The following is a 12,269-nucleotide window of genomic DNA, read 5'->3' on the forward strand; positions in this document are numbered from 1 at the left end:
GTGACTGACAGACCGTCATCGCGAGCAGGCTCGCGATTGCAGCGACTCGGTCTAACGGGAGTTACGTGCGGTATTCGGCGTTGATCTTCACGTATTCGTGGGACAGGTCGGTGGTCCAGATGGTTTCGCTGCAATCACCGCGACCCAGCTCGATACGAATGGTGATTTCTTCACGCTGCATCACCGCCGAGCCCTGGGCTTCGGTGTAAGTCGCGGCGCGGGCACCGCGGCTGGCGATGCAGACTTCACCCAGGAACACGTCGATCTTGCTCACGTCCAGGTTCGGCACACCGGCACGGCCAACGGCTGCCAGGATACGACCCCAGTTTGGATCGGAAGCGAACAACGCGGTCTTGATCAATGGCGAATGCGCCACGGTGTAACCGACGTCCAGGCACTCCTGGTGAGTGCCGCCGCCGTTGACTTCAACGGTGACGAACTTGGTCGCGCCTTCGCCGTCGCGAACGATGGCCTGGGCGACGTCCATGCACACCTCAAACACCGCCTGCTTCAGCGCCGCGAACAGAGGACCGCTGGCCTCGGTGATTTCCGGCAGTGCGGCTTTACCGGTGGCGATCAGCATGCAGCAGTCGTTGGTCGAGGTGTCGCCATCGATGGTGATGCGGTTGAACGACTTGTTGGCGCCGTCCAGCAACAGGTTCTGCAACACTTCGCGAGAAACCTTGGCGTCGGTGGCGATGTAACCGAGCATGGTCGCCATGTTCGGGCGAATCATCCCGGCGCCTTTGCTGATACCGGTGACGGTGATGGTCACGCCTTCATGCTGGAACTGCCGGCTCGCACCCTTTGGCAGGGTGTCGGTGGTCATGATCCCGGTGGCCGCAGCCTCCCAGTTGTTTTCCGACAAGTCGTCGAGGGCAGCTTGCAGCGCGCCTTCGATCTTCTCGACCGGCAGCGGTTCGCCGATCACGCCGGTGGAGTACGGCAGCACCAGGCTTGCGTCGACGCCGGTCAATTCAGCCAGCTTGGCGCAGGTGCGCTCGGCGGCAGCCAAACCAGGCTCACCGGTACCGGCGTTGGCATTGCCGGTATTGGTCAGCAGGTAACGTACCGGGCCTTGTACACGTTGCTTGGCCAGAATAACGGGAGCCGCGCAAAAGGCGTTCAACGTGAACACACCGGCCACCGTGGAACCTTCGGCGCAGCGCATGACCACGACATCTTTGCGCCCGGGGCGCTTGATGCCGGCCGAAGCGATACCGAGTTCAAAACCGGCAACCGGGTGCAACGTTGGCAAAGGACCAAGACCAACAGCCATGAAAGCGCTCCTCTTAATGTAATGTCTGCACCGTCGTCGCCCTGTTCTTTTTAACCTGGCACCGGTGTTTTAAATGGTAAAACGCCGCGACGGCTGATGCCGGTCGCGGCGCGGGTATTTCAATGTCTGGCAGAAATCTTAGTTGATCTGGCCGTGACAGTGTTTGAACTTCTTGCCCGAACCGCAGTAGCACAGTTCGTTGCGACCCAGTTTCTGTTCGTTACGCACTGGAGCGGCAGCAAGGGCCACATCGACCTCCTCACCCAACAACTCCGGCTGTTCGAGGCCAGGGGCTTCGTCGTGCTGGAATTGCATGCGTGCGGCCAATGCCTCGGCTTCCTGACGCAGGCGCGCTTCTTCTTCGACCGGATCTTCGCGGCGAACCTGAACGTGCGACAGCACACGGATCGAGTCGCGCTTGATCGAATCCAGCAGCTCGGAGAACAGCGTGAACGACTCGCGCTTGTATTCCTGCTTCGGGTTCTTCTGCGCATAGCCACGCAAGTGGATGCCGTGACGCAGGTGGTCCATGGTCGACAGGTGGTCTTTCCACAGGTCGTCCAGTACGCGCAATACGATTTGCTTCTCGAAGGTACGCAGCGCTTCGGCGCTCGCCTGCTCTTCTTTCTCGTTGTACGCCGCCAGCAGCTCGTGCATCAGCTTCTCGCGCAGGGTTTCTTCATACAGGTGATCGTCTTCGTCGAGCCATTGCTGGATCGGCAGTGTCACCCCGAAGTCGCTTTGCAGGGCCGCTTCCAGACCGGCGACGTCCCACTGTTCAGGCAGCGATTGCGGCGGAATGTGCGCGCTGACCGTTGCGTTGAGCACGTCCTGACGGAAGTCGGCAATGGTTTCGCCGATGTTGTCAGCGGCCAGCAACGTGTTACGCATGTGATAGATCACTTTACGCTGTTCGTTGTTGACGTCGTCGAACTCGAGCAGTTGCTTGCGAATGTCGAAGTTACGGCCTTCAACCTTGCGCTGAGCCTTTTCGATGGCGTTGGTCACCATGCGGTGCTCGATCGCTTCGCCAGGCTGCATGCCCAGGGCCTTCATGAAGTTCTTCACCCGGTCAGAGGCAAAGATGCGCATCAGGCTGTCTTCCAGCGACAGGTAGAAACGGCTGGAACCGGCGTCACCCTGACGACCGGCACGACCCCGCAGCTGGTTGTCGATACGGCGCGATTCGTGACGCTCGGAGGCAATCACCTGCAAACCGCCCGACTCGAGCACTTGCTGGTGACGCTTCTGCCAGTCGGCCTTGATCTGGGCAATCTGCTCGGGCGTCGGATCCTCGAGGGAGGCGACTTCCACTTCCCAGTTACCGCCCAACAGGATGTCGGTACCACGACCGGCCATGTTGGTGGCGATGGTCAATGCACCCGGACGACCGGCCTGAGCGATGATTTCAGCTTCTTTTTCGTGGAACTTGGCGTTCAGGACCTTGTGTTCAATGCCTTCCTTCACCAGCAGGCTGGACATGTGCTCGGACGTTTCGATGGTCGCGGTGCCCACCAGAACCGGACGGCCCTGAGCCATGCTTTCCTTGATGTCGGCAACGATGGCCGCGTACTTCTCGTCCGCAGTGAGGAACACCAGGTCGTTGTAGTCTTTACGTGCCAGCGGCTTGTTCGGTGGAATGACCATCACCGCCAGACCATAGATCTGGTGGAATTCGAACGCTTCGGTGTCCGCCGTACCGGTCATGCCGGACAGCTTGCTGTAGAGACGGAAGTAGTTCTGGAACGTGGTCGACGCCAGGGTCTGGCTTTCGGCCTGGATGTTCAGGTTTTCCTTGGCTTCGATGGCCTGGTGCAGACCTTCGGACAGACGGCGACCCGGCATGGTACGACCGGTGTGTTCGTCGACCAGTACGACCTGACCGTCCTGGACGATGTATTCGACGTTGCGATTGAACAGTTTGTGCGCGCGCAGACCGGAGTAAACGTGGGTCAGCAGGCCCAGGTTGTGCGCCGAGTACAGGCTCTCGCCTTCAGCCAGCAGACCGATACGGGTCAGCACTTCTTCGATGTACTGGTGACCGGCTTCGTTGAGTTCGACCTGGCGGGTCTTCTCGTCGATGGTGTAGTGACCGGCCTTGGTGACTTCGCCTTCCACTTCTTCGATATGCAGTTCCAGTTGCGGGATCAGTTTGTTGATCTCGATATAGAGCCTGGAGCTGTCTTCGGCCTGACCGGAAATGATCAGCGGGGTACGGGCTTCGTCGATGAGGATCGAGTCGACTTCGTCGATCACGGCAAAATTGAGTTCACGCTGGAATTTTTCTTCCATGCTGAACGCCATGTTGTCGCGCAGGTAGTCGAAACCGAATTCGTTGTTGGTACCGTAGGTGATGTCGGCGGCGTAGGCAGCACGCTTCTCTTCCGGCGGCTGGAACGGCGTCACCACGCCAACGCTCAGGCCGAGGAATTCGTAGAGCGGACGCATCCAGTTGGCGTCACGACGAGCCAGGTAGTCGTTCACGGTCACAACGTGCACGCCCTTGCCGGACAGCGCGTTCAGGTAAACCGCCAGTGTCGCCACCAGGGTCTTGCCTTCACCGGTACGCATTTCGGCAATCATGCCTTCGTGCAAGGTCATGCCACCAATCAACTGAACGTCGAAGTGGCGCATGCCCATAATCCGCTTGCCGGCTTCGCGGGCAACCGCAAAAGCTTCGGGCAGCAGTTTGTCGAGGCTTTCACCTTTGGCGATACGGGCCTTGAACTCATCGGTCTTGGCACGCAGTTGATCGTCCGAAAGGGCCACCATTTGCTCTTCGAAGGCATTGACGATCTGTACCGTCTTGAGCATGCGTTTGACTTCACGCTCGTTCTTGCTTCCAAAAAGTTTCTTTAACAAAGGTGCAAACATATCGGCAGGATCTTCCACACAAAGGGATGGAGGGCGGCCCCGTGAGTCGCCCGTGCAGCCCTCATGGCCGCATGCGAACGAGCATTCTACCCGGAAACGATGGTGAGGAAAGTGGCGTTGTTCCACGATGCATGCACGGCGCTGTTACGGGGCTCACTTAAAATAAGGGCATTTTGCTGAACTTCAAGCCATTCACGCCAGAAGTTACTCGTTGATTTAATGAGTAAAGCGCTCACAAAGCAATGGCTCGGGTGCATCCAGTGCTTTCTGCTACCATGGCGGCTCTGTTACTTCAGGTGTCTGATCATGGCATTTCGCCCTCTTACGGCCAGAGCACCCGCCGTTCTGCTTCGCGAAGCCAAACCGTTAAAAGCCATTTTCGGCCACGCACAACGCCTGGGTCATCTACAGCGTTTGCTGGAAAGCCAGCTGCAGCCGGCTGCCCGTGAACATTGTCATGTGGCGTCGTGGCGCGAGGGCAGCCTGTTGCTGATCGTCACTGACGGTCACTGGGCAACCCGCCTGCGGTATCAACAGAAGCGTCTGCAACGGCAATTACAGATGTTCGACGAATTCGCCAGCCTGACGCGAATCCTGTTCAAGGTGCAACCACCGACCGTGCAGCAAGGGGCCGCCGGCCACACCATGGATCTGTCGAGCGATGCGGCGGCGACCATTCAGGCTACGGCCGATGGCATCACCGATCCGAAATTGCGTGCAGCGCTGGAACGACTGGCGGCGCACGCAAAACCCAAGACCTGACACACATTTCATAATGTGGGAGCGGGCTTGCTCGCGAAAGCGGTCCAACATTCAACATTAATGCTGACTGATCGATGGTCTTCGCGAGCAAGCCCGCTCCCACATTTTGACCGCGCGCATCCAAAAGATAGTCAGCGGCGTTTGCTGCCGCCCGGCAACGAGCCCATCAAGCCGCAGCCCCGTTGCCACCCCAGCTGATTGACCGCCTGTCGCATCGCCGACTTCAAGGCCTGCGCCGATAACGAATTGCAATGAGTCAGGCATTTCGTCGCTTCTGGTTAAGCTTTGGTCCGGCGCAGCCGATAGATCCAAGCAAGAGACCAGACTGAAAAATCGGGTCCGATAACTCCCTAAGAACAGTCGCAAATATCAGCTTATGTGCGACAGCGCCCGGTTTGCGCGCTTTTCAAAGCAACACGCCCCAACAATAAGACCTCAGCGGACACCCCAAGCCATGAACAAAAACCTGCGCTTCAGCCACAAGATCCTGCTTGCCGCCGCGCTCATCGTCATTGCCGCCTTCGCTTCGTTCACGCTGTACAACGACTATCTACAGCGCAACGCGATTCGCCAGGACCTGGACAATTACCTGCATGAGATGGGCGATGTCACTTCCTCCAATATCCAGTCCTGGCTCGCCGGGCGGATTCTCATGGTGGAAAACCTGGCCCAGAACATCGCCCTCAACCCTGAACACGACAACGTTGCCAACCTGCTTGAGCAAAATGCCCTGGCGTCGACCTTCATGGCCCGATACCTGGGCGATGCCAGCGGCACGTTCATCAACCGCCCGGACTCCAAGATGCCGGACGGCTACGACCCAAGAGTTCGCCCTTGGTACAAAGGCGCAGTAAACAGCAACGGCTCGACACTCACCGAACCGTATATCGATGCGGCGACCGGCCAGACCATCATCTCCATCGCCACCGCCTCGAAAAAAGCCGGACAAAGCGTGGGAGTGGTCGGCGGTGACCTGAGCCTGCAAACCCTGATCGAGACCCTGACCGCGCGTGACTTTGGTGGCATGGGCTACGCCTTCCTGGTCAGCGCCGATGGCAAGATCCTGGTTCACCCCGACAAAACCATGGTGATGAAATCCCTCAGCGAGGCTTACCCGACGAACACCCCGCGTATCGGTGGCGGCATCAGTGAAGTCGAGGTCAACGGCAAAACCCGCATCGTCACCTTCACGCCGATCAAAGGCCTGCCATCGGTCAACTGGTACGTCGGCCTGTCGGTGGACAAAGACAAAGCCTTCGCGATGCTCAGCAGTTTCCGTACCTCGGCGATCATTGCCACGGTCATTGCCGTGGCAATCATCATCGCCTTGCTCGGGATGCTGATCCGTATCCTGATCCAGCCATTGCACGTCATGACCCGCGCGATGCAGGACATTGCCGACGGTGAAGGCGACCTGACCCGCCGCCTGACCATCCAGAGCCAGGACGAGTTCGGCATCCTCGGCAGTGCGTTCAACCGCTTCGTCGAGCGGATCCACGGTTCGATCCGCGAAGTGTCGTCGGCGACCGAGCACGTCAACGAAGTCGCTCTGCGAGTGGTCAGCGCATCGAACTCGTCAATGCTCAACTCTGACGAACAATCGAGCCGGACCAACAGCGTGGCAGCGGCGATCAATCAGTTGGGCGCGGCGGCTCAGGAAATCGCCCGTAACGCGGCGCAGGCCTCGCACCAGGCCAGCGATGCCCGCAGCCTGGCCGAAGACGGCCAGCAAGTGGTCGACCGCAGCATTGCGGCGATGAATCAGCTGTCGAGCATGCTCAGCGCCTCCAGTACCAACATCGAGTCGCTGAACAGCAAGACCGTGAACATCGGGCAGATTCTCGAAGTGATCACCAGCATCTCCCAGCAAACCAACCTGCTGGCCCTCAACGCGGCGATTGAAGCGGCGCGGGCTGGCGAAGCCGGGCGTGGTTTCGCGGTGGTTGCCGACGAAGTGCGCAACCTGGCGCACCGCACCCAGGAATCGGCGCAGCAAGTTCAGACGATGATCGAGGAGCTGCAAGTCGGCGCCCGCGAGTCGGTCAGCACCATGAGCGACAGCCAGCGTCACAGCCAGGACAGCGTCGAGATCGCCAACCTCGCCGGGGAGCGCCTGAACAGCGTGACCTTGCGCATCGGCGAGATCGACGGCATGAACCAGTCAGTGGCCACCGCCACCGAAGAGCAAACCGCCGTGGTCGAGTCGATCAACGTCGACATCAGCGAAATCAACACGCTGAATCAGGAAGGCGTGGAAAACCTGCAATCGACGTTGCGCGCCTGTTCCGATCTTGAGCAGCAAGCGGCGCGGTTGAAGCAGTTGGTAGGCAGTTTCCGTATCTAGCGCCTGATCTGGCCCCATCGCGAGCAGGCTCGCTCCCACAAAGGTTCGCAGTGAACCTGTGGGAGCCTGCTCGCGATAGCGGCCTGTCAACCACCACAACACCTCACTGACACCCCGCCACACATCCCCAACCGAACATCTATTCTTCATAAGGGTCATCCCTAAGGAGAACAATGGATAGAACGGAGGGTTATCGTGCATATCGCTGACATCACCATGTTCTACGCACCGGCCAGCGGTGGCGTGCGGACTTATCTGGATGCCAAGCACCGCCGCCTGGGCCGCAAGCCGGGGATTCGTCACAGCTTGCTGGTCCCGGGAGCACGGCGGAGCGAGCAGGACGGTGTCTACACGGTGCCCGCCCCGGCCCTGCCCTTCGGCAAAGGCTATCGCTTCCCGCTACGACTGACGCCCTGGCGCAATGCCCTGCACGATCTGCAACCGGACCTGATAGAAGTCGGCGATCCTTACCTGACAGCCTGGGCAGCACTGGATGCGCGGCGCGAACTGGATGTTCCAGTGATTGGCTTCTATCACTCCGACTTGCCGCATTTGGCGAGCAACCGGGTGGGCAACTGGGTCACGCCGAATGTCGAAGCGTATATCCGCAAGCTGTACGGCAACTTTGACCGGGTGCTGACGCCGAGCCAGATCATGGCCGACAAGCTCATGGGGCTTGGGGTCAAAAACGTTTACGTCCAACCCTTGGGCGTGGACCTGCAAACCTTCAATCCAGACGCCCGTGACCCGGATCTGCGGGCGAAGCTGAAGATCGCCGAAGACACTCGACTGCTGATATTCGCCGGGCGAGGTTCCAAGGAGAAAAACATTCCCGTCCTGCTCAATTGCATGAAGCGTCTGGGAAACCGTTATCACCTGCTGCTGGTCGGCACCTCGGTGTCGGCACAGGTACCGGATAACGTCACGCTGATCGATGAGTTCTGCCCTGCACCACAGGTGGCCCGGCTGATGGCCAGCGCCGATGCCTTGCTGCATGCAGGCGATCAGGAAACCTTTGGCCTGGTCGTTCTCGAAGCCATGGCCTGTGGCATTCCAGTGGTCGCAGTGGCAGCGGGCGCCTTCACCGAAATCATCAACGAGCGCTGCGGCATACTTTGCGCCCCCAACAATCCAGTGGCGATGGCCAACGCAGTGCGCGAACTGTTTGCTCAGCATAACGATCTCGGTCGATCCGCCCGCCGCCATGTCGAACAGCATTACGCCTGGGATTCAGTGGTCAACAGCCTGCTGGGTCACTATTACGCAGTCCTCGGCGCCCCTTTGTCGCTGCTGAGCAATGGCTGACGCCATGAACACGCCCAGCCTGCTACTGGTGCTGCATGACGTCACCCCGCAAAGCTGGGCCGACTATCAGCCGTTTGTCGAAGCGGTGGACGCGCTCGGTGAAGTGCCGATGACCTGGCTGGTCGTCCCCGACTTTCATAAACACCACCACCTCGATAGCCATCCGGATTTTCGGAGCATGCTGACCCGCCGCATCGAGCGCGGTGACGAACTGGCACTTCACGGCTACTACCATTGCGATGACAGCCCGCCAACGGCGCGCCCCCGTGACTGGTTCATGCGCCGGGTCTACACCCATGAAGGCGAGTTCTACAGTCTTTCGCAACCGGCTGCGCTGGCCCGCCTGCTCGCCGGGATCGAATTGTTCAGCCGTTACAACTGGCCACTGGAGGGGTTTGTTGCACCGGCCTGGCTGATGAGCGAAGGCACGCGTCAGGCCCTGTGCCAGTTACCGCTGAGCTATACCAGTGATCCGCAGCACCTGTATCGCCTGCCGGATTTCTCCCGGGTCAACGCCCCAGGCCTGGTCTGGAGCGCGCGCAGTGCCTGGCGTCGTGGTGTGTCGAAGATTGTCAGCGCTCAACGCGAACTGCGCTGGCAGCACGCCCCGGTGATTCGCCTGGGCGTACACCCGGTCGACCTGCGCCATGAGTTCTCCCGCACTTACTGGCTGCAGACCCTCGAACGCTTGCTCAATGACGGCCGAGTGCCAATGACCAAGGCCCGGTGGCTGCGCACGCAAAGCGCTCAGGTCGGTCGCGCCGCATGAGTCGCGTCCTGTGGCTGGTCGCCGCCCTGCTCTGCGCGGTGCTGATTCCGCTATTGCTCGGCGCCAATGAACTATGGCCACGGCTGCAGCACTTTCCGCCGACATTGTTGCTGACGATGCCGGGCATGATCCTGCTCTGCTGGTTCACCAACTCAATACGCTTGCGCTTGTTGCTGGGTGAACAGCGCAGCCGGATAGGCCGCCTGAAATGCCTTGGGGTGGTGATGTCCACCGAGTTCGCGATTTGCGCGACCCCGGGCGGCGGCGGTGGACCGCTGACACTGATGGCCCTGCTGGCCCGCCATGGTGTGCGCCCGGCCCATGGCAGTGCGGTGTTCGCCATGGATCAGTTGAGCGATTTGCTGTTCTTTCTCTGCGCGCTGATCGCCATCGTGGTGTATGCGCTGTTTCAGCACCTGAGTCGGAATCTGGAGTGGATGCTGACATTCAGCGCCATTTCGATGGTCGGCGGCCTGTTCAGTTGCGTGATGGTGGCACGCTACCATCGCCTGCTGATTCGCCTCAGCGGGCGCGTGCTCAAGCACTTCAAGCTCAACGCTGCCACCCGGCGCCGCTGGGCACGCAAGCTGCTGCACTTTCTTGCGGCCTTCACGGAAACACTCAAGTTGCCTGCACGCACACTGATCAGCGTATTTGCGCTGACTTGCGTGCACTGGTTACTGCGCTACAGCGTGTTGTATCTGGCTTTGCGGGGGCTGGGCACGGATCTTCAGTGGGCCTGGAGCTTTTTGATCCAGATGCTCTCACTCAGCGCCGGGCAGTTCAGCCTGTTGCCGGGCGGTGCCGGCGCGGCGGAACTGACGTCGGCAGCGCTGTTGGCGCCCATGGTGGGAAAATCGACGGCGGCGGCCGCGATTCTGATCTGGCGAGCAGTGACCTATTACTTCTACTTGCTGGCCGGCGCACCGGTGTTCCTGGTGATGGCCGGGAAACCACTGCTGAACAAATTGATGAAGTTCAAACAGGCTTAGGCTAGTACGCAATCCGTAGCAGCAGCCTCGCGGGCTCGGCAGCTGCTACAGGTTAAGTGTTGCGCTCGAAGTCTTTTCAGGGCTCGCAGTTTCATCGTCAGCGACTGGCTTCAACTGCTCCCACAATTGCGCAGCGCCGGGAAACTCCGTGCCGTCTTCAGGGCTCAGCTCATCCGGGTCGTACCGACTCAGGCACCCCTCGCCCAATGTCGCGGGGGCTTTGGATGTTGCCTTATCCAGTGGATCAGCCATCTCCCCTACCTCACTCCGAAAAAAAGGGCCTGAAGCGATTGAACGCTCAGGCCCTGTTTTTTTCAATCAGTACCGATCAATCAGAACACTACGGTCTTGTTGCCATGCACCAACACGCGGTCTTCCAGGTGATAGCGCAGGCCGCGGGCCAGGACCATCTTCTCGACGTCACGGCCGAAACGCACCATGTCTTCGATGCTGTCGCTGTGGCTCACGCGCACCACGTCCTGCTCGATGATCGGACCAGCGTCCAGCTCTTCGGTCACGTAGTGGCAGGTCGCACCGATCAGTTTCACGCCACGCATCGACGCCTGGTGGTACGGCTTGGCGCCGACGAACGATGGCAGGAAGCTGTGGTGAATGTTGATCACCTTGTGGGCGTATTCGGTGCACAGTTCCGGCGGCAGGATCTGCATGTAACGCGCCAGCACCACCACTTCGGCGTCATGCTGTTTGACCAAGCGCGACACTTCGGCAAAGGCCGGCTCTTTGTCCTGCGGGTCCACTGGCACATGGTAATAAGGAATGCCATGCCACTCGACCATGCTGCGCAGGTCGTCATGGTTGGAAATCACGCAGGAGATTTCGCAGTCCAGCTCGTCGCTGTGCCAGCGGTGCAGCAAGTCGGCCAGGCAGTGGGATTCGCGGCTGGCCATCAATACCACGCGTTTTTTCTGCGCAGTGTCAGTGATGCGCCAGTCCATCGAGAACTCTTCGGCGATCGGTGCAAAGGCCTCACGAAACGCCTCAAGGCCGAACGGCAGCGAGTCGGCACGAATTTCGTGACGCATGAAGAACCAGCCACTGAGCGTGTCCGAGTGATGGCTCGCTTCAGTGATCCAGCCATTGTGTGACGCCAGAAAGTTACTGACTTTAGCAACGATACCGACGCGGTCCGGGCAAGCAATCACTAGCCGAAAAGTGCGCATGGGGGGGAAACTCCAGAACTTCGCAAAGGCCGCCATTCTAGCGATTGCGCAGCAAAACTGCAGTACTCCTGACACCAGGCCCGGTAATGCACTGCCTCGCCCTACCGATTGGCGGCCTCTGAACGCTCAACAATATTCTATTGGCGAAATACGCAAGCGGGCTTTTGTGAGTATCTGTGATGAAACCCTGACATGTTTTAACAGCGGCGTGAGGCTTTTTTTGCTGAACACTCTAATTAAATTAAATAAAAGCCGGCTTAAATGTTTACTTGATGAAACACCCTGACTATTATTGCGCCACTGTACCCTGTCATCCAGCGCCCAACATAAGGTAGTCCTCATGTCCTTGATCAACGAATACCGTGCCACCGAAGAAGCTATCAAAGAGCTGCAAGCCCGTTTGAAGAACCTGTCCCAAGACGACAAACTGCAAACCGAGCTGGAATTCGAAGGCAAACTGCGTACCCTGATGGGCGAATACTCCAAGTCCCTGCGCGACATCATCGCCCTGCTGGATCCAGAGTCCAAAGTTAAAGCACCACGCGGCGCTGTAAAAACTACCGGCACCAAGCGTGCTCGCAAGGTTAAACAATACAAGAACCCGCACAACGGCGAAGTCATCGAAACCAAAGGTGGCAACCACAAGACGCTGAAAGAGTGGAAAGCCAAGTGGGGCGGTGACGTGGTTGAAGGCTGGGCTACCCTGCTGGGCTAAGCCGCAACCCGCTTCGCAGGTTCATTTGCGAGCACCCAAAAACGCCAG

At 59.2% G+C, this 12,269-nt stretch carries 10 protein-coding genes; 6 read left to right on the forward strand and 4 right to left on the reverse strand.

The features are described from left to right. Nucleotides 1–61: 61 nt before the first annotated feature. A complete protein-coding gene (argJ, locus tag AC1DIH_RS13975; protein WP_477772108.1) occupies nucleotides 62–1,279 on the reverse strand; it encodes a bifunctional glutamate N-acetyltransferase/amino-acid acetyltransferase ArgJ in 1,218 nt (405 codons plus the stop codon). Nucleotides 1,280–1,417: 138 nt separating this feature from the next. After that, nucleotides 1,418–4,153, reverse strand: coding sequence for a preprotein translocase subunit SecA (gene secA / locus AC1DIH_RS13980; RefSeq protein WP_477772109.1), 2,736 nt, complete (start codon nucleotides 4,151–4,153; stop codon nucleotides 1,418–1,420). A 306-nt stretch (nucleotides 4,154–4,459) separates the two neighbouring features. Between secA and AC1DIH_RS13985 the strand changes: the two genes are divergently transcribed. The 5 genes from AC1DIH_RS13985 (at nucleotide 4,460) to AC1DIH_RS14005 (ending at nucleotide 10,325) form a co-directional block, all read left to right on the forward strand. Then, nucleotides 4,460–4,915, forward strand: a complete 456-nt coding sequence (locus tag AC1DIH_RS13985) for a DUF721 domain-containing protein (RefSeq protein WP_477772110.1) — start codon at nucleotides 4,460–4,462, stop codon at nucleotides 4,913–4,915. A gap of 454 nt (nucleotides 4,916–5,369) precedes the next feature. Further along, nucleotides 5,370–7,259, forward strand: a complete 1,890-nt coding sequence (locus AC1DIH_RS13990; protein WP_477772111.1) for a methyl-accepting chemotaxis protein — start codon at nucleotides 5,370–5,372, stop codon at nucleotides 7,257–7,259. Nucleotides 7,260–7,475: 216 nt separating this feature from the next. Beyond that, complete coding sequence (locus tag AC1DIH_RS13995) at nucleotides 7,476–8,564, forward strand: glycosyltransferase family 4 protein (protein WP_477772156.1); 1,089 nt, start codon at nucleotides 7,476–7,478, stop codon at nucleotides 8,562–8,564. Next, a complete protein-coding gene (locus AC1DIH_RS14000) occupies nucleotides 8,557–9,333 on the forward strand; it encodes a DUF2334 domain-containing protein (RefSeq protein WP_477772112.1) in 777 nt (258 codons plus the stop codon). The genes AC1DIH_RS13995 and AC1DIH_RS14000 overlap by 8 nt, the downstream gene beginning before the upstream one ends. Then, nucleotides 9,330–10,325, forward strand: a complete 996-nt coding sequence (locus tag AC1DIH_RS14005) for a lysylphosphatidylglycerol synthase transmembrane domain-containing protein (RefSeq protein WP_477772113.1) — start codon at nucleotides 9,330–9,332, stop codon at nucleotides 10,323–10,325. The genes AC1DIH_RS14000 and AC1DIH_RS14005 overlap by 4 nt, the downstream gene beginning before the upstream one ends. 45 nt (nucleotides 10,326–10,370) lie before the next feature. Here AC1DIH_RS14005 and AC1DIH_RS14010 read toward each other — a convergent pair whose 3' ends face one another. After that, entirely contained in the window at nucleotides 10,371–10,577 is a 207-nt protein-coding gene (locus tag AC1DIH_RS14010; protein ID WP_477772114.1) for a hypothetical protein, read from the reverse strand. Between the two features lie 80 nt (nucleotides 10,578–10,657). Next, nucleotides 10,658–11,506, reverse strand: coding sequence for a formyltetrahydrofolate deformylase (gene purU, locus AC1DIH_RS14015; protein WP_427531717.1), 849 nt, complete (start codon nucleotides 11,504–11,506; stop codon nucleotides 10,658–10,660). A 340-nt stretch (nucleotides 11,507–11,846) separates the two neighbouring features. Here purU and mvaT point away from each other — a divergent pair, with 340 nt between their 5' ends. Continuing rightward, nucleotides 11,847–12,221, forward strand: a complete 375-nt coding sequence (gene mvaT, locus AC1DIH_RS14020) for a histone-like nucleoid-structuring protein MvaT (RefSeq protein WP_005790963.1) — start codon at nucleotides 11,847–11,849, stop codon at nucleotides 12,219–12,221. The last annotated feature ends 48 nt before the right edge of the window (nucleotides 12,222–12,269 follow it).

It is taken from the genome of Pseudomonas sp. 05N36, assembly GCF_056397385.1.

Excerpts from the sequence above, each read along its gene's own strand:
- AC1DIH_RS13995 (WP_477772156.1), top strand. The coding sequence starts at position 7,476 with ATGTTCTACGCACCGGCCAGCGGTGGCGTGCGGACTTATCTGGATGCC.
- AC1DIH_RS13990 (WP_477772111.1), top strand. The coding sequence starts at position 5,370 with ATGAACAAAAACCTGCGCTTCAGCCACAAGATCCTGCTTGCCGCCGCG.
- argJ (WP_477772108.1), bottom strand. The coding sequence starts at position 1,279 with ATGGCTGTTGGTCTTGGTCCTTTGCCAACGTTGCACCCGGTTGCCGGT.
- AC1DIH_RS14000 (WP_477772112.1), top strand. The coding sequence starts at position 8,557 with ATGGCTGACGCCATGAACACGCCCAGCCTGCTACTGGTGCTGCATGAC.
- secA (WP_477772109.1), bottom strand. The coding sequence starts at position 4,153 with ATGTTTGCACCTTTGTTAAAGAAACTTTTTGGAAGCAAGAACGAGCGT.
- mvaT (WP_005790963.1), top strand. The coding sequence starts at position 11,847 with ATGTCCTTGATCAACGAATACCGTGCCACCGAAGAAGCTATCAAAGAG.
- AC1DIH_RS14010 (WP_477772114.1), bottom strand. The coding sequence starts at position 10,577 with ATGGCTGATCCACTGGATAAGGCAACATCCAAAGCCCCCGCGACATTG.
- AC1DIH_RS13985 (WP_477772110.1), top strand. The coding sequence starts at position 4,460 with ATGGCATTTCGCCCTCTTACGGCCAGAGCACCCGCCGTTCTGCTTCGC.
- purU (WP_427531717.1), bottom strand. The coding sequence starts at position 11,506 with ATGCGCACTTTTCGGCTAGTGATTGCTTGCCCGGACCGCGTCGGTATC.
- AC1DIH_RS14005 (WP_477772113.1), top strand. The coding sequence starts at position 9,330 with ATGAGTCGCGTCCTGTGGCTGGTCGCCGCCCTGCTCTGCGCGGTGCTG.